This window comes from Citrobacter sp. 50677481 (genome assembly GCF_001463265.1).
Lineage (GTDB): Bacteria > Pseudomonadota > Gammaproteobacteria > Enterobacterales > Enterobacteriaceae > Citrobacter_A > Citrobacter_A sedlakii.
Map to the genome: position 1 here is coordinate 26,846 of NZ_LNHZ01000024.1, position 19,736 is coordinate 46,581.

The following is a 19,736-nucleotide window of genomic DNA, read 5'->3' on the forward strand; positions in this document are numbered from 1 at the left end:
CATGCCGCTTTGCTTTAACCGTTTTCCATCCAGTAAAGTCCGTCTATGAGAATATATTTTAGTGAACCTAAGCAAATCGTTAATATTACTTAAGTTGCAGAAAGAGATCTTTCTGGCTATATCATCTAATACGAAAGTACCAGTACATAAAAACAAAAGGTTATTCAGCACACAACAAGCCGCCATCCGAACGACCAGTAAACAGAAATCATCCACGAGAATTCATCATAACGATGAACGAGGGCGCTCGTCTGCGTATTTTCCTGATGGGTGATTTTAAAAAATAACGCACTGCGCAAGCTATCAGGAGTGAATATATGCGTCTTCTCGCCGTTGTATCCAAGTTGACGGGCGTTTCCACCAATGTCGAAGCCTCTGAAGTCACACTTAATACCCCTTCCATAGTGAAGTTAAGCGCGCAACGTGAAGAAATCAGCCAGCTTGCTCGCGTTAATCAGGATTTGGTCATTACTTTTCATTCCGGTGAAAAGGTGACCATTAAAAATTTCTACGTCACTAACGATCAGGGCGCGAGCCAGCTGGTGCTGGAAGACGACAACGGAGCCTTGTGGTGGGTAGAGAACCCGGAAGCAGGACTGCAGTTTGAGCAGATCTCATCCATCGATGAGCTGTTAATCACCGCAGGCGGCGCAAATGAAGGCGCCGCTATTTGGCCCTGGGTACTTGGCGGCGTAGTCGCTGCTGGCGGGATCGCGGCAATCGCCGCATCGGGCGGCGGTGGTGGGGACGATGACGGCGACAATGGCAGCGGTAACCCGGGCGGCGGTACAGACAATGGCGGCGGAGGCACCACCAACCCTCCACCGGGAAGTGTTGATACCACCCCGCCCGCAGCGCCACTGATCACCAGCGCGCTGGATGCCGTTGCTGGCATCACCGGCGCCATTCAAAATGGCCAAACCACAAACGACAACCAGCCTGTGCTCTCCGGTACTGGCGAAGTTGGGGCCGTTATTACCGTTTATGACAATGGTCAGGTTCTCGGTACAACAACTGTAGACGCCTCGGGCAACTGGAGCTTCAAACCACCGTCTTCGCTCGCCGATGGCGAACATGAACTGACGGTTACCGCAACAGACAAGGCGGGCAATACCAGCGTCGTGTCCGGCGATTTTACTTTTGTTGTGGATACCCAGGCTCCCGGCGCGATAACAGATCTGGCGATCTCCGCAGACGGGCTTGTGATCTCCGGGAACGCGGAGGCTGGCAGTACGGTAACCATTACCAATAGCGATGGTACGGCGCTGGGTATGGTAACCGCAGACAGCAATGGCAAATTTACTTTAACGCTCACGCAAGCGTTACAGAACGGAGAAGCGCTGACGGCTATCGCGATGGATAAAGCAGGGAATAGCGGACCTTCCGGCACGGTTACTGCGCCGGACTCTACCCCGCCACAGCCTGCCGGTAATCTTGACGTTTCAGACGACGGCACCACCGTCACCGGCACCGCAGAGCCGGGCAGTACGATCACTATTCGCGATCCGGCGGGTAATCCCATTGGTCAGGGCAAAACGGATGACCAGGGGAACTTCAACGTCGTGCTGGATACGCCGCAGACCAACGGTGAAACGGTGACCGTTGTCGTCACCGACACGGCAAACCTGACCAGCCCTCCGGCAACCGCCGTCGCGCCGGACACCACCCCGCCGCAGCCTGCCGGTAATCTTAACATTTCCAATGACGGTTCCACCGTCACCGGCACCGCAGAGCCGGGCAGCACAATTACCATTCGCGATTCGGATGGCAATCCCGTTGGTGAGGGCGTAACGGATGAGCAAGGGAACTTCAGCGTCGATCTGAACACGCCACAAAAAAACGGCGAAACGCTCGCGGTGACCACCACCGATGGTTCAAATAACACCAGTCAACCAGCCAACGTACAGGCGCCCGATATCACCGCGCCGCAAGCTCCGGTAGTGGTATTGATTGTTGATGATGCAGGCGATGTGAAAGGTGATCTGACCGCCGGGCAAAGCACCGATGATAATCAATTAACCTTCAGCGGGACCGGTGAGCCTGGCGCGACTATTACCATTCTGGACGGAGGGACGGCGTTGCCGGGGAGCGTTATTGTCGGCAGCGACGGTACATGGACGCTCACGACCCCCGTCCTTGAAGACGGCAACCATAACTTTACCGTTACGGCGACCGACGCGAATAACCAAACCAGTACACCGTCCCCTTCTGTCACGCTTACGGTAGATACCAGCGCACCCGATGCGCCGTTTATCACCTCGCCGACCACTCCGGCGGCAACCAATCAGCCAGAATTACCCATTATCGGCACCGGCGAACCGGGCAGCACCGTTACGTTGTCTGATGGTAATACGGTTGTCGGCACGGCGGTGGTTGATGGCGACGGCAACTGGACAATAACGCCTGCTCCGGCGCTAACGGAAGGTTCGTACACGCTGACCGCGGTCGCCACCGATCCGGCGGGTAACCAGAGTGAGCCTTCTGCGCCGATTGTTCTGGAAGTTGATACCACCCCACCTGCGACTCCCGAAAGCGTGGTCATTTCTCAGGATGGCGGCACGGTGACCGGTACGGCGGAAACCGGCAGCACGGTGATTATTCGTGATGCCAACGGCGATGTCATTGGTTCCGGCGTAGCGACAGACGGCACGTTCTCCATTGCGATCACGCCTGCGCAAACCGGCAACGCCGGGCTGACGGCCACTGCCCAGGATACGGCGGGCAATACCAGCCCTGCGGCAAACTTCAACGGCTCCGGCAGCGGACTGCCGGTTATCAGCGCTGTGGTCGATGATGAGGGTAGCATCCTGGGCGATCTGAGAAGCGGGCAAACCACCGATGACACCCTGCCCGGCTTGCGCGGTACCGCCACGCCAGATTCAACGCTCAATGTACTGGTCGACGGCGTAAATGTCGGCACGGTAACCGTTGACAGCACCGGGAGCTGGGTCTGGACGGCAACCGCGGCGCTGGGTGAAGGTACACATACCTTCCAGGTTGTTGACAGTGCGAATGCGGAAAATGCCTCGGCGGTGGTGAACATCACCGTCGATCTCACCGCGCCCGCTCAGCCAGTCATCGGCAGCGTAACGGATGATGTCGCGCCGGGCACCGGCACGCTTGCCAGCGGCGATACCACCAACGATTCACGCCCGGCCCTGAGCGGTACCGGCACCGACGGCGAAACGATCTCCATTTACGATGGCGCCACGCTGCTCGGGCAGGTACAGGTGGAAAATGGCGTGTGGAACTTTACGCCGCCCACAGCGCTGGGTGAAGGCAGCCATAGCCTGACCATTACCGCCACCGATGCCGCAGGCAACGTCAGCGCGCCGTCAGCGGCGTTTGAGGTGGTTGTGGATACCACCGCGCCGCTCGTACCCACCATTACCTCCGCCACCGATGACAGCGATCCGCAGACCAGCATCATCAGCGACGGAGGCAGCACCAACGACACCACACCGACTTTTAGCGGCAGCGGTGAAAATGGCAGCATAGTCACTATCTTCGACAACGGCGTCAGGATCGGCACGGCCACCGTGACCAACGGTAGCTGGAGCTTTACCCCCTCCACGCTCAGCGACGGAACACACTCCATAACCGTCACCGCTACCGACGCGACAGGTAACATCAGCGCCCCTTCCGGGACGTACACCATCACCGTGGATACGATTCCGCCACTGCCAGCCGGTAACCTGGATGTTTCCGATGATGGCCTCACGGTCACCGGTACAGCCGAAGCAGGCGCCACCGTGACCATCTACGGCAGCGACAGCGCACCGCTGGGTAGCGCAGTGGTTCAGGATGATGGTACGTTCACCGTTACCCTGAACACGCCGCAGACCAACGGTCAGATTGTGACCGCAATTGTCACCGATCCCGCGAACCAGGAAAGTCTTCCGGCAACAGCCACCGCGCCGGACACCACTCCGCCGCAGCCTGCCGGTAATCTTGATGTTTCCGATGATGGCGTCACGGTCACCGGGACCGCCGAAGCCGGTACTACCGTGACCATCTACGCCAGCGACAATACGCCGCTCGGTTCCGCGCTGGTTCAGCCCGACGGTACTTTCACCGTTACCCTGAACACGCCGCAGACCAACGGTCAGATTGTGACCGCAATTGTCACCGATCCCGCGAACCAGGAAAGTCTTCCGGCAACAGCCACCGCGCCGGACACCACTCCGCCGCAGCCAGCCGGTAACCTGGACGTTTCCGATGATGGCGCCACCGTCACCGGGACCGCCGAAGCCGGTACTACCGTGACCATCTACGCCAGCGACAATACGCCGCTCGGTTCCGCGCTGGTTCAGCCCGACGGTACCTTTACCGTCACGCTCGACACACCGCAAACTAACGGCGAGATCTTAACGGCTGTCGTCACCGACACGGTGAATCTGACCAGCCCACCGTCGACGACCATCGCGCCGGACATCACTCCGCCGCAGCCAGCCGGTAATCTTGACGTTTCCGATGACGGCGCCACCGTCACCGGCACTGCCGAACCGGGCAGCACCGTCACCATTCGCGATCCCGATGGCAATCCGCTGGGCCAGGGCACTACGGACGATCAGGGGAATTTCAGTGTCGACCTCGACACGCCACAGACCAACGGCGAGACCTTAACCGCTGTGGTCACCGATCCGGCGAACCTGGAGAGCACGCCAGCCTCTGTTACCGCGCCCGACACCACCGCGCCGCAGCCGCCATCGAACGTGGAGGTGTCCGCGGATGGCAGTTCCCTGACCGCCACCGCCGAGCCGGGCAGTCGGATCACCGTTAAAGACAGCGAAGGCAATACTCTGGCGGTATCTGATCCGGTTCCGGCGAACGACACCGTTACCGTTTCGCTCACTCCTGCCGTGATTAATGGCGAAACCCTCACGGTGACCGCCACCGATGGATCAAATAACACCAGTCAGCCCACCAGCGTGCAGGCACCCGATATCACCGCGCCGGAAGCGCCGGTGGTGGTATCGATTGCCGATGACTTCGGCGGGGTCAACGGTAACCTGGATACCGGGCAAAGCACCGATGACAACCGACTGACCTTCAGCGGTACCGGTGAACCGGGAGCGACCATCACCATTTTGAACGGCGGCGTGCCGCTGTCGGGTACGGCTATCGTAGACCCTGATGGCAACTGGACGCTGACCACAGACGTTCTCCCTGATGGTGAGTACACCTTCACCGCCACGGCAACCGACGGACAGGACCAGACCAGTCCCGCGTCCGATGCCGTCGTCATTACGGTCGATACCACCGCGCCTACGGCGCCGGTTCTGACCATTACCGACAATACCGGGGAAATTACGGGCGAGCTGACCAATAACGCCGTCACCGACGCCACGCAGCCAGTGCTGAGCGGAAGCGGTACCGCCGGAGACATCATTACGGTGTATGACGGCACAACGGCGATTGGCACAACCGAAGTCACCAACGCCGGTACGTGGAGCTTTACCCCGGCGCCAGCGCTCAGCGAAGGCAGCCATACCCTCAGCGTCACCGCCAGCGATCCGCTGGGAAATACCAGCGCGAACTCCGCCGCAATCGTCATTACCGTCGATACCACCGCCCCCGCCACCCCGGCGCTGACCGTGGCCGACGGTGATGATGCGCCGTTAAGCAACGGCCAGGCGACCAACGAAACACAGCCGGTTCTCAGCGGAACGGGAGTCAACGGCGAGCGCGTTACCATTTACGACAAGGGTGTTGAGGTGGCCACCGTCACGATCGCCGACGGCGCTTGGGAATATCCTTCCGCCGTACTGGGCGAGGGTGAGCATGTGTTTACCATCACCGTGACCGATGCGGCAGGCAACGTCAGCGCTCCCTCCGCGCCAACCGGTATCGTGGTGGATACAACCGCGCCAGCAACGCCGAACCTGACGATCACTGATAACGTCGGCAGCCAGACGGGCTCGCTGGATAACGCGCAGTTCACCGACGATACGCTGCCGCTGCTGAGCGGAAGCGGCACCGCAGGCGACACCATCATCATTACCCTTGACGGCGTGGCGCTGCCGCCGTTAATCATCGATAACGCCGGTAACTGGAGCTATCAACTGACGACGCCGCTGACATCGGGTGACCACGTCATCTCGCTGACCGTCACCGATCCAGCGGGAAACAGCACCACATCGCCGGATCGTATCGTGCGCGTGGACGCCCAGGCGCCGACCACGCCAACCCTCACGGTTAATGAGGACGGCGGGCCGCTGAGCAACGGCGGCCAGACGAACGATACCACCCCGACCCTGAGCGGAACGGGCGAAACGGGGAGTATCGTCACCATACTGAATAACGGCGTGGCGATCGGTACGGCAGAAGTCATTGGCGGCGCCTGGAACTTCACGCCGACCACTCCGCTTGCCGAGGGCAGCTACAGCTTTAGCGTCACGGCGTCCGATGCAGCCGGGAACATCAGCCCGCCGTCGGCTGAGTTTGATTTAACGGTCGATACCCGCGCGCCTGATGCGCCGTTTATCACCTCACCGACCAGCCCAGCGGCGACTAACCAGCCTGAACAACCCGTCAGCGGCACTGGCGAACCGGGCAGCACCGTCACCCTCTCCAGCGGCGCAACCGTGGTCGGCACGGCGCTAGTTGATGGCGACGGCAACTGGACAATTGTCCCTGACGCGCCGCTTACCGAAGGTTCCTATACCCTCACGGCAGTCGCCACCGATCCGGCAGGGAATGCGAGCCAGCCTTCCGCCCCGATCACCTTAAACGTTGACCTTACCCCGCCGGCAACACCGCAGAACGTACTGATTTCTGACGACGGCGGCACGGTAACCGGCACTGCGGAAGCAGGAAGCACGGTGATCATCCGTGACAATAACGGCAACGTGATCGGCACCGGCGTGGCGACGGGCGGCAACTTCAGCATTGATATCACCCCAGCGCAAACCGGCACCAACACCCTGACAGCCACCGCGCAGGATGCGGCAGGTAACCTCAGTATTCCGGCTGACTTTGCCGGATCCGGCACGGGGCTGCCGGTGATTAGCGCCGTGGTCGACGACGCAGGCGGCGTGCAGGGTGATGTACGTGACGGAGAGACCACCGATGACACGTTGCCCGGCCTGCGTGGTTCCGCTACGCCAGGTTCAACGCTCAATGTTCTGGTCGACGGCGTGAATGTCGACACAGTCACTGTCGACGGCACGGGCAATTGGGTCTGGACAGCCACCGCGGCGCTCGGTGAAGGCGAGCATACCTTCCAGGTAGTCGACAGTGCAGATTCAAGCAAAGCCTCGGCGGTGGTTACCATCACCCTCGACCTCACCCCGCCCGCTCAGCCAGTCATCGGCGGCGTGACGGACGATGTCGGGCCGGGTACCGGCACGCTCACCAGTGGCGACACCACTAACGATGCGCGCCCGACCCTCAACGGTACCGGAACCGACGGCGAAACAATATCGATTTACGATGGCGCCACACTGCTCGGGGTAACGCAGGTGGTCAACGGCGTATGGTCCTTTACTCCAACGACGGCGCTGGGCGAAGGCAACCACAGTCTGACCATTACCGCCACCGATGCCGCGGGCAACGTCAGTGCCCCGTCAGCAGCGTTTGAAGTGGTTGTGGACACCACCGCGCCGCTGGCGCCAGCGATCACGTCGGCTACCGATGACAGCGATCCGCAAACCGGCATCATCGCCAACGGCGGCAGCACAAACGACACCACGCCAGCCTTTACCGGTAGCGGTGAAGAAGGCAGTACCATTACGTTCTACGACAACGGTGTAAACATCGGCACTACGACCGTGACCAACGGTAGCTGGAGCTTCACGCCACCGGCGCTCGCGGCCGGTCCGCATGTCATTACCGTCACCGCCACCGATGCGATCGGTAACGTCAGCGCCCCGTCTGCGGGATATACCGTTACCGTGGACACCGCCGCGCCGCGTGCGCCGGTGATCCAGAGCGTTACTGACGATACCGCTCCTGCCACCGGCGTACTGGCGAACGGGCAAAGCACTAACGACAGCCAGCCGACCTTCCAGGGGACGGCGGAGCCAGGCGCAACCGTCACCCTCTATGATGGCGCCACCGAAATCGGCAGCGTCGTCGCTGGCACAGACGGCAGTTGGTCGCTTTCTCCGGACAGTCCGTTAAGCAGCGGCCTGCATAACCTGACCGTTACGGCGACGGATGCCGCAGGGAACGAAGGTCCGGCGGCATCCTTCACTCTGACCGTCGATACCCAGGCGCCATCGGCGCCGGTCATCAGCGCGGTCACCGATGATGTCGCCCCTAACAGCGGCACACTGGCAAACGGACAAAGTACCAACGATACGCGCCCAACGTTGTCCGGAACGGCCGAAGCCAACAGCACCGTCAACATTTTTGACGGTACGACCCTGCTCGGCACTGTGCAGGCAGACGGCACAGGCGCCTGGACCTTTACGCCGCCTACTGCACTCGCCAGCGGTTCGCATACCTTTAACGTGACCGCGACCGATGCCGCAGGCAACGTCAGCCCCGGCGCGGGATTTAGCCTGGTGGTGGATACCGTCGCGCCCGTGGCGCCCGCCATCGTCAACGTGACCGATAACGTCACGCCGGGTACGGGCGATCTCACTAACGGCCAGACCACCAACGATCCTCGTCCCGTCATCACCGGGACGGGCGAGCCGGGTAGCACCATTAACGTCTTCGACGGCAGCGTCCTGCTTGGCACTGCGGTAGTCAACGAAGGTGGTAGCTGGAGCTACAGACCAGACGGGCTGGCGCAGGGGACGCACACGCTACGGGTGACAGCCACCGACAGCGCGGGCAATACCGGTCCGGCATCGGCAAACTTTACCCTGACGGTCGATACCGCCGCGCCTGTCGCTCCGGTTATCAGCAGCGTGACCGATGACGCAGGCCCGGTGACCGGCAGCCTGACCAGCGGTCAGTCCACCAACGATACGCGCCCCACCTTTACCGGTACGGGCGAGCCCGGTACCACTATCAGCGTTGCGGATAACGGCGTGCCTATCGGCACGGCGACAGTAGGCAGCAACGGCGCCTGGACTTTTACCCCAACCAGCGATCTCGGTCAGGGCACGCATCCACTAACCTTTACCCCAACGGACGCTGCGGGCAATACGGGTCCGGCGGCCAGTTTCACCCTGGCAGTAGACAGTGTCGCTCCGCTGGCGCCAGCGATCACCTCGGTGGTGGATGACAGCGCACCGCAGACCGGCAACCTGTCGCCCAATCAGAGCACTAACGACACCCGTCCGACGCTTAACGGAACGGGAGAAGCAGGCACCACGCTCACCTTCAGCGATAACGGAACGGTCATCGGCAGCGTCGTCGTGAGCGCCAACGGGACATGGAGCTTTACGCCGACCACGGCACTCAGCAACGGGCCGCACACGCTTTCCGTGAGCGCCGCTGATACGGCGGGCAACGTCGGCCCATCCAGCAGCTTCAGCCTGACGGTGGACACCCAAACGCCAGCCGCACCGGTCATCACCACGATCCTGGATGACGTCAGCAACAACACCGGCGCAGTAGGCAGCGGGCAAAGCACCAACGATACGCTGCCGGAACTGCGCGGCACCAGTGAGCCGGGGGCGTTTATCAATATCTACGATGGCGCAACCCTGCTTACGCCGACGCCGATTCAGGCGGATGCGAACGGGGCGTGGAGCTTTACGCCGACGACTGCGCTGGGCGAAGGGTCGCATAGCTTTACGGCCCAGGCCACCGACGCGGCGGGCAACGTCAGCCCGGCCTCGGCAATCTCCACCATTGTTGTCGATACCACGCCGCCTGCCACGCCAGCGAACCTGGCGGTGGTCGCCAACGGCACCAGCGTAACCGGTACGGCGGAAGCGGGCAGCACGATTACCATCACCGGCAGCAACGGCACGGTGCTGGGTACCGGCGTCGCAGACGGCTCCGGCAATTTCTCCATTGTCATCACGCCGGCGCAGGTTGGCGGAGAAACCCTGCAGGTGGTTGCCCAGGACCGGGCTGGCAACATCGGTACGGCAGGCAGCGTCGAAGCGCCGTTTACCGGTCTGCCAGGCGCACCGGTGATTGTCTCACTGACCGATGAGGTTGGTTCAATCACCGGGCTGGTGGCCAACGGTCAGGCGACTAACGACGCCACACCGCTGATCAACGGCACCGCACAGCCATCCTCAACCATCACCATCTACAGCGACGGCGTGGCGATTGGCACCACCACTGCCAACGCCCAGGGGAGCTGGTCGTTCACCCCGCCTGCCGGTATAGCCGACGGGGCGCACGCGCTGACCGCCACGGCAACCAACGCTAACGGCACCGGCACCTTTTCTTCTACCTTTAACGTCACGATAGACACCGTGACGGCTGCGCCCACCGGCAGCATCAGCGCTGACGGCGCCAGTATCAGCGGGACCGCCGAAGCGGGCAGTACGGTCACGATCACCCTCAGTACCGGCGAGACACTCACCACCACTGCCAACAGTAGCGGTAATTACACCCTGACTTTCGACCGCAAACAGACCAGCGGGGAAAATATCAGCGTCAGCGCCACTGATGCGGTTGGCAACGTTTCAACCACCACCCAGGTTCAGGCGCCAACGCTCCCCATCGCCGCCAGCGATAACGTGGAGAACCTGACCATCACCACCGACGCCACCGTGACCACCAATGACTACAGCGACTACGGTTTGCTGCTGGTAGGCGCGCTCGGCAACGTGGCGAACGTGCTGGGCAACGATACGGCGGCGGTCGAGTTCACCGTCCAGGACGGCGGAAGCGCCAATCTGGTGATCGACGCCAGTACCACCGGGGTGGTGCTCTCGCTGCTCAATACCCAGGAAGTGGCGATCCAGAAATACGATACGGCCACTAACTCGTGGACAACGGTCATCGACACCGCTCAGGCACAGTTCGCCAACCTGCTGACGCTGGGCAGCAGCGGCGTAACGGTGAACGTCACCGGATTAGAGGGCGGAACCTATCGGGTGCTGACCTATAACACCGCTCTGCTGGCGACGGGCTCTTACACTGCGCTGAACGTCAACGTCGAGCAGACCAGCGCAGGCGCCATCACCAGCGCGGAAACGCAAACCGGTAACGTACTGAACAACGACAGCGCGCCGCAGGACACCGTAGTGACAACGGTTACCAGCACTAACGGCAACAGCGTTACGCTCGGCTCCGGCAGCAGCGTCCTTCAGGGCGTCTACGGAACACTGACCATCAATCCGGACGGCAGCTACAGCTACGCGCTGAACCCGAACAGCCCGGCATCGGTGGTCGGTCGAACCGAAAGCTTCACCTACACTATCACCGGCGGCGGTAATACAACCTCGGCGAAACTGGTGATCACGCTGGGCAATGAGACTCCGGCCAGCAGCGTTACGGCTGTCGATAACGTCGCTACCCTGCCCTATGACACGCTGGTGGACGCCGTTAACAATGGTCCGTCTTCGCAGGGTGGTTTTACCGTGGTGAACGTTAGCCTCGGCAACGTGCTGGATGTTGGGGTGCTCGACAGACTGAGTAACCCGATAATCTTCGACGTTGAAGAAGGCACGACGCGTACCATGACGCTGCAATCATCGATAGGCGGCGTGGCGGTGGCGTCGAGTTTTGACCTCTATATCTATCGCTTTAATGATGTCACCCAGCAGTTTGAACAGTGGCGGGTAGAGCGAAACTGGCTGAACGCGCCGCTCCTGGGCGGTCAGTCCAATCCGTTGACCCTCAACCTCCCGGGCGGTGAATACCTGTTCCTGCTGAACCCGTCATTTGGCATCACGGCGCTGACTGGCTATACGCTGAACATCCTTGAGGATCATGTTTACAGCGTAGAAAGCCTGAGCACCACCACTCAGGGCAACGTGCTGAACGACGACGTCGCGCCAGACGGAACGCTGGTGACCCAGGTGAACGGCGTCGCGGTGGCACAGACCGGCACCACAACGATTGTGGGTGCCTGGGGCACGCTGACCATTGATGCGCAGGGGAACTACACCTACACCCTGAAAAGCGGCCTCGGAGCCGACAGCACCTCCACGCCGGACAGTTTCGTTTATACGGTCCGGGCGCCAAACGGCGATACTGACACCGCTTCACTCAATATCCAGCCAACCGCCCGCGCGCTGGATGCCGTGAACGATGTCAGCGACACCCTGATTGCGCCGTCGGTGCAGGATACGGTGAGCTATCTGGACAGCTCTGTCGGCACAGCAAGTTGGGGAGCGTTTGGCAGAACCGGCAGCGGCAGCGGGACCTTTGACGTCGCGGCTGGCACAATTCTGAAAGGCGCAGCGATTGTCTTTAACGTCTCCACGCTGATCACACTCGGCAACCTGACCATCACCTGGACGGTGCTGGAAAATGGCGTAGTGATTCGCACCGGCACCGTACCGGTTTCCAATATCACCCTCGGCGGCGCCACGGTAACCGTCAATCTCACCGGGCTGGAGCTGGACGGCGGCACGTATACGCTTAACTTCACCGGTAACAACACTCTGGTGGGGGCTGCGACCATTACGCCGCGCATTACCGGTACCACAGTCGATCTGGATAATTTCGAAACCTCCGGTACGCATACCGTCAACGGCAATATCTTTGACGGCAGCGACGCCTCTGGCGTGCTGGATCAACTGAACACCGTCGATACGCGTCTGACGGTAACCGGTTTTAACGGCAGTACCGCGACGCTGGATCCGTATTCCAGCGGGACGACCACCATTCAGGGGCAGTACGGCTCGCTGCAAATCCGCGCTGACGGCTCTTACACCTACACGCTGAACAACGGCGTCGCACTCTCATCTATGTCCACGAAGGAGACCTTTACCTACAAACTGGATGACACCCGTGGTCATACCGACACCGCCACCCTGACGGTAGATATTGCTCCACAGGTCGTCAGCACCACGCAGAACGATGTCCTGGTGGGATCGGCCTACGGCGACACGTTGATCTACAACCTGCTTAACGCCAGCAGCGCGACGGGCGGAAACGGTACGGATACGTGGAGAAACTTCTCGCTGACGCAGAGCGACAAAATCGACATTGGCGACCTGTTGGTGGGCTGGAACGGAGATAACGCCACGCTCGGCAGTTATCTCAACGTCAGCACCAGCGGCGGCAACACCACGATATCCATCGACCGCGACGGCGCGGGGAGCACGTATCAGTCAACGGCACTCGTCACCCTGGAGAACGTACAGACCACGCTCAATGAGCTGATTGAACAGAACCATATTGTGACCTGATAAGTACAAAAAACGACAACACAACGACCCCGGGCGCACGCTCGCCCGGGGCAAAAAGCAGCTTAGGGAAGTAAAAAAATGGGAAAACGACAGCTAACAGGTTGGTGGCTGGCGGGACATCTGTGCGCGTTCCCGGCGATTGCCGCCGAGGAACCGCCCCGCATCGCCTCACAGCAATGGGTTGAGCAGCAGGAACTGCCCTCGCTGAATGGACCAATGCCGCTCACCGGCGACAGCGCCGCGCCCGGCGAACTTACCCTTTCTCAGGCGGTCAATCGCGCTGTCTCCTGGCATCCGTCGATCGCCGAAGTGATCGGCAAACTGTATGCCCAAATCCAGCAGGTGGACGTCGCCAAAGCCAAATATTATCCGCAGATTAATGCCGGGATGAATAACGGGTACACCAACAGCTACTCCGACAGCGGATTCAGCCCGTCGCTGGTACTTTCCCTCTCGCAAATGCTCTACGACTTCGGCAAAGTCGCCAGCCAGGTGCGGGCGGAAAACGCAGGCGTCGCGCAGGAGCAGGCGAACGTGCTGGTGAGCATTGATAACGTCGGCCTTGAGACCGCCTCCACCCTTGTGCAGGTGCAAACCTGGCAACAAATGGTGGAAGTGGCTAAAGAGCAACTCGACGCCCTGAGCAGCATCGGCAGACTGGCGAACCAGCGTAACGACGAAGGCGCCAGCTCGCTTTCCGATGTGGTGCAGACCGACGCGCGCATTGAAGGCGCGCGCGCCCAGCTTGTCCAGTATCAGGCCAACCTCGAAAGTTCGCAGGAGACGCTGAAAACCTGGCTGGGCTGGAAAAACCTCAACGCCATTAGCAATGAATTCCCGGCGATGCTCAACCGCAGCTGCGAGCAGGCCACGCCGGATGACAAACTGGTGCCCTCAGTGCTCGCCGCGTGGGCGCAGGCCAACGTCGCTCAGGCGAATCTGGACTATGCCAACGCGCAAATGACGCCGACAGTCTCGCTGGAGCCGGAAGTGCGTCATTACCTGAACGATAACTATTCGGGCAGCGCCTCCATCGACCGCACCCAATATTCGGCATGGGTGAAAGTGGAGATGCCGATTTATCAGGGCGGGGGCTTAACCGCGCGTCGCAACGCCGCCAGCCATGCAGTGGAATCCGCCCAGTCCGCCATTCAGCGTACCCGACTGGATGTCCGCCAGAAATTGCTTTCCGATCGCAGCGAGGCAATGAATCTGGCGACATCGTTACAGATCCAAAAGCGCCAACAGACGCTGAGCGAGCGGACGCGGGAACTGTATCAACAACAATATCTCGATCTCGGTTCACGCCCCCTGCTCGATGTGCTGAATGCCGAACAGGAGGTGTATCAGGCCCGCTTTGCGCAGATCCAGACCGAAAGCCAACTGCATCAGCTCCAGCTTAACTGCCTGTACAACAGCGGACAGATGCGCCGGGCGTTTGGCCTGGAAAACCGCACCATTCAGTCCGTGGAGATCCAGCCATGATCCATGCCGACATTCCGGCCAATGAGCCGATTAGCGCAGAGGCGCTGGCCAACTGGGCGCGAGCGATGAGCCATATCGCCGCCCATTATCGGATCGCCTGTTCTCCTGGCGCGTTACAGGCCAGCGCGCCGTGGTTTAAAGATAAAGCGATGTCACAAGCGCTTACCCAGTTAGCCCGCCAGGCCGGCCTTTCTTTTCAGCCGCTGACGCCAACCGGGCAATCCCTCAGCCGCTGGCGATTGCCGGTAGTCATTCAGCTTCAGGATGGCGAACTGGTGCTGGTGGAACAGTTTGATGGCGATAACCAGCTCGATGTCTGCTTTGTTAATGGCGACCTGCAACGTAACCGGATCGCCCTGAGCGAACTGCTGCCGACCATCCGCTTTATCATCGCGCTACGTCCGCTTTCGGCAGTGAAGGACAGCCGGGTAGACGCCTATGTTTCACGTTTTCGTCCCGACTGGCTGAAAAGCCTGGTGCTGAAAGATCTGCGTCCTTACGGCCCGGTGATGCTGGCGGCGCTGTTGATCAACATCTTGTCTCTGTCCGGGATCGTTTTTTCCATGCAGGTTTATGACCGGGTGATCCCGGCGCAGTCGTGGCCATCGTTGTACGTGCTGGCGGTAGGCGTGCTGATCGCAATGCTGTTCGGTTTTTTGCTGCGGCTCGCGCGCGGACATGTGATGGATCTGTTGGGCAAACGCGCCGACATGCGGGTTTCCGATCGCGTGTTCAGCCACGCGCTGCGCCTGCGCAACAGCGCGATCCCCCGTTCGACCGGCAGCTTTATTTCTCAACTGCGCGAGCTGGAACAGATCCGTGAAATGGTCACCTCCTCTACCCTTTCCACGATCGTCGATCTGCCTTTCTTCTTTCTGTTTATTGTGGTTCTGGCGATCATCGCCCCGCCACTGGCATGGATCGCCCCGGTGGCGGCGCTACTGATGATACTTCCCGGCCTGCTGCTGCAAAAAAAGCTCGCGGTGCTGGCGAACCAGTCGGCGCACGAAGCTACGCTGCGCAACGCCGTACTGGTGGAGAGCGTGCAGGGGCTGGAAGATATTAAGCTGATGCAGGCTGAGAACCGTTTTCTGCAGCAGTGGAACAGCTACATCCGCATCACCGCCGAGTCGGGCCTGCGTACCCGTGAACTGTCGCAGGGGCTGATCAACTGGGGGGTGACGGTGCAGGGGCTGGTGTACGCGGCGGTGGTCATGTTCGGCGCGCCGCTGGTGATCGACGGCACGCTGACCACCGGCTCGGTCGTGGCCGCCTCGATGCTCGCCTCCAGAATGATCGCCCCGATGGGCAATCTGTGTGGGGTGCTGGCTCGCTGGCAGCAGGTTAAGGCCGCCAAAAAGGGGCTGGACAGCATTATGGAACTGCCCACCGAGACCCAGCGTGACGAGACGCTGGTACATCAGGAGATCTTCCACGGCCATTATCTGTTTGAGAACGCGCAGTTTCGCTATCACAGCGAAGATCAGCGGGTACCGCTGCGCATTAACCGGCTGGAGATTGCCGCCGGTGAGCGCATTGCCGTGCTGGGGCGCAACGGCGCGGGGAAGTCGACGCTGCTACAGGCGCTGGCGGGCGGCGTGGATCTGGTTGAGGGCGATGCCCGTCTCGACAACATCAGCCTGCCGCACATTGATATGTCGGACTTGCGCCGCAACGTTGGCCTGCTCAGTCAGAACGCCCGCCTGTTCTTTGGCACCCTGCGCGAGAACCTGACGCTGGGTGCGCCGCACGCCAGCGATGACGAGATTTTTTCCGCGCTGGCGATCTGCGGTGCGGCGAACTTCGTAAAACGTCTGCCAAAAGGACTGGATCATCCGATTATGGAAGGGGGGACGGGCCTTTCCGGCGGGCAACGCCAGTCGATTTTGCTCGCACGGATGCTACTGCGTTCGCCAAATATCGTCCTGCTTGATGAACCCACCGCCTCGCTGGACGAGCATGCCGAGCGCGAGTTTATTCAACGTCTGGGGCAGTGGCTCGGCAATCGCACGCTGGTTGTTGCCACCCATCGCGTACCGGTGCTGGAACTGGTGGAGCGGGTGATCGTGCTCAAAGAAGGGCAACTGGTCATGGATGCGCCTAAAGCCCAGGCGCTGGGACAGAGTCGAATGGCCGCACAGGCTAACGCACGGGAGTGGAAAAATGAAAACCAGTCAGCCTGATCCTACGCTTGACGCACTCGACGACAGCCGCGAGCGAGAATTTTCAGGGGCCAGCCGGATCATCTGGCTAACCGGCATTTTGTGCCTGATGCTGGCGATTTGGGGATGGTTTGGCGTGCTGGATGAAGTATCGACCGGCACCGGGAAAGTGATCCCCAGTTCCCGTGAACAGGTATTGCAGTCGCTCGACGGCGGCATCCTCGCGGAACTGGTTGTGCATGAGGGCGATCAGGTGCAGGCCGGTCAGGTGCTGGCGCGCCTTGACCCGACACGTTCCGAATCCAACGTCGGCGAAAGTGCCGCCCGCTATCGCGCGTCGCTGGCCTCCAGCCAGCGTCTGACCGCAGAGGTGAGCGACAAACCGCTGGTCTTTTCCGACGAGCTGAAAGACTGGCCGGAACTGCTCGCCTCGGAAACGCGGCTTTATAACAGCCGCCGCGCCCAGCTTGCCGATGCGCAGTCAGACCTGAAAGAGGCGCTGGCGCTGGTGAATAAAGAGCTGGCGATTACCGAACGGTTGGCAAAAAGCGGCGCCGCCAGCCACGTTGAAGTACTGCGCCTGCAGCGGCAAAAAAGCGATATCGGGCTGAAGCTGACCGACTTGCGCTCACAATATTACGTCCAGGCGCGCGAGGCGCTTTCCAAAGCCAACGCGGAGGTCGCGATGCTTGCCGCGATCATCAAAGGGCGGGAAGATTCGGTAACGCGCCTGACCGTGCGCTCGCCGGTTCGCGGTATCGTGAAGAACATCCAGGTCACCACCATTGGCGGGGTTATCCCACCAAACGGCGAGATGATGGAGATTGTGCCGGTCGACGATCACCTGTTGATTGAAACCCGCCTGTCGCCGCGAGATATCGCGTTTATTCACCCAGGACAACGCGCGCTGGTGAAAATTACCGCCTACGATTACGCCATTTACGGCGGGCTGGAGGGCGTCGTAGAAACCATTTCGCCGGACACCATTCAGGATGAGGTCAAACCGGAGATCTTCTACTATCGCGTCTTTATCCGCACCGAACAGGACTATTTGCAGAACAAGTTGGGTCGACGTTTTTCCATCGTTCCCGGGATGATCGCCACCGTAGACATTAAAACGGGTGAAAAAACCATCGTCGACTATTTAATCAAACCGTTCAACCGGGCCAAAGAAGCGCTGCGCGAACGCTAACTGCCTGACGGACAGCAAAATGAGGGGCTGGTCACGACTGTCACAAGTCTGTTATACTTATCTTCACACATTGGGGCTGATTCTGGATTCGACGGGATTCGCGAAACCCAAGGTGCATGCCGAGGGGCGGTTGGCCTCGTAAAAAGCCGCAAAAAAATAGTCGCAAACGACGAAAACTACGCTTTAGCAGCTTAATAACCTGCTCAGAGCCCTCTCTCCCTAGCTTCCGCTCTTAAGACGGGGATCAAAGAGAGGTCAAACCCAAAAGAGATCGCGTGGAGGCCCTGCCTGGGGTTGAAACGTTAAAACTAATCAGGCTAGTCTGGTAGTGGCGTGTCCGTCCGCAGGTGCCAGGCGAATGTAAAGACTGACTAAGCATGTAGTACCGAGGATGTAGGAATTTCGGACGCGGGTTCAACTCCCGCCAGCTCCACCACTTTTGATAGGACTGTAACCGGACAGCGGCAATAAAAACAGCCACTTACGGACTCTGACCAGACAGAGCGCAGACCGAGAAAAGACAAAAATATGCACGTGAAATGCACGTGCACTTTAAAAGAACCCCAGATTTCACGGTCTGGGGTTTTTCTATTTGTAACTAAGGGTAACAAAAACCCTCCCCTTCCTCGCGCTGCGCTCACCTTGACACTGTTTATTTTTACAGTAAAAATACTGTATACAACCACAGTGGTTTTCCGGAGGCTTTTATGTTCGTTGAACTGGTTTATGACAAACGCAATGTAGAGGGACTTGAAGGGGCCAGAGAGATTATCCTGGCAGAGCTGACGAAGCGAGTGCACCAGATCTTCCCTGATGCCGAAGTGAGGGTGAAGCCGATGCAGGCGAACGGCTTGAATAGCGATGCCAGCAAAAGCGATCGGGAAAAGCTCAACCGCATGCTGGAGGATATGTTTGAAGAATCCGATATGTGGCTGATGTCCGAATTCCCGACAGTTCGCCAGGTTGGGCTTTAATTTGTACAGGCTGCCAGCTAATATAGCTCCGGCAGCCTGCATCATGCCTAAGCACTGCCCACAGGGAATTTCCTGTAAAGAGTCGAGACGCCTACGTCGTAAATAATTGCCACGCGCTGGCGCGTTTCCCCTGCCGCGATCAATCTTCCAGCCTGCGCCCACTGATCATCTGTTAGTTTTGGCCTGCGGCCGCCTATCCTCCCCTCTGCTCTCGCAGCTGCTAATCCGGCACGGGTACGCTCAACAATGAGTTCTCTTTCCATTTCTGCCAGCGCGCCCATTACATGAAAGAAGAATCGCCCCATCGGGGTAGACGTGTCTATGCTGTCAGTCAGACTGCGAAAATTAATCCCTCTCTCTCGCAACTCCTCCACCAGAACGACAAGATGCCGCATGCTTCTGCCGAGCCGATCGAGCTTCCAGACCACCAGCGTGTCACCCTCTGATAGCGTCCGGAGTACCTTTTTGAGTCCTGGCCTTTCGGATGCCTTACCGCTCATCTTGTCTTCAAAAATCAGCTCACATCCTGCGCTATCGAGCGCATTTCTCTGCAATGCGGTGTTCTGGTCATTTGTTGACACCCTCACGTAGCCAATAAGCACACCTTTCCCTCCAGGCAAAAGCCGAAACAATGCCAGACAAGGAGGAAATATTCATTCTCTTAAACCTTCAATTAGGAGAAGCGGCAAAACGAGATGTC

6 protein-coding genes and 1 other RNA gene are annotated in these 19,736 nt (G+C 59.7%); 6 read left to right on the forward strand and 1 reads right to left on the reverse strand.

Features of this window, described 5'->3' with window-relative positions; genetic code table 11:
- The first annotated feature begins 317 nt into the window (after nt 1–317).
- From APU02_RS26065 to APU02_RS05750, 6 genes are all read left to right on the forward strand, one after another.
- Nucleotides 318–13,223, forward strand: a complete 12,906-nt coding sequence (locus APU02_RS26065; protein WP_060569508.1) for a BapA/Bap/LapF family large adhesin — start codon at nt 318–320, stop codon at nt 13,221–13,223.
- Between the two features lie 78 nt (nt 13,224–13,301).
- Nucleotides 13,302–14,708, forward strand: a complete 1,407-nt coding sequence (locus APU02_RS05730; protein ID WP_060569509.1) for a TolC family outer membrane protein — start codon at nt 13,302–13,304, stop codon at nt 14,706–14,708.
- Complete coding sequence (locus APU02_RS05735) at nt 14,705–16,891, forward strand: type I secretion system permease/ATPase (protein ID WP_060569510.1); 2,187 nt, start codon at nt 14,705–14,707, stop codon at nt 16,889–16,891. The genes APU02_RS05730 and APU02_RS05735 overlap by 4 nt, the downstream gene beginning before the upstream one ends.
- The gene (locus APU02_RS05740; protein WP_060569511.1) at nt 16,872–18,062 is read left to right on the forward strand and encodes an HlyD family efflux transporter periplasmic adaptor subunit; all 1,191 of its coding nucleotides are present in this window, start codon (nt 16,872–16,874) and stop codon (nt 18,060–18,062) included. Before APU02_RS05735 ends, APU02_RS05740 begins: the two co-directional genes overlap by 20 nt.
- 72 nt (nt 18,063–18,134) lie before the next feature.
- Nucleotides 18,135–18,498, forward strand: a transfer-messenger RNA (tmRNA) gene (gene ssrA, locus APU02_RS05745).
- A gap of 271 nt (nt 18,499–18,769) precedes the next feature.
- Nucleotides 18,770–19,036 (forward strand): DinI family protein, encoded by a 267-nt coding sequence (locus APU02_RS05750; RefSeq protein WP_060569512.1) that lies wholly within the window; start codon nt 18,770–18,772, stop codon nt 19,034–19,036.
- 47 nt (nt 19,037–19,083) lie between these two features.
- Here the strand turns inward: APU02_RS05750 and APU02_RS05755 are convergent, their stop codons facing one another.
- Nucleotides 19,084–19,638, reverse strand: coding sequence for a recombinase family protein (locus APU02_RS05755; RefSeq protein WP_060569513.1), 555 nt, complete (start codon nt 19,636–19,638; stop codon nt 19,084–19,086).
- Nucleotides 19,639–19,736 lie beyond the last annotated feature (98 nt).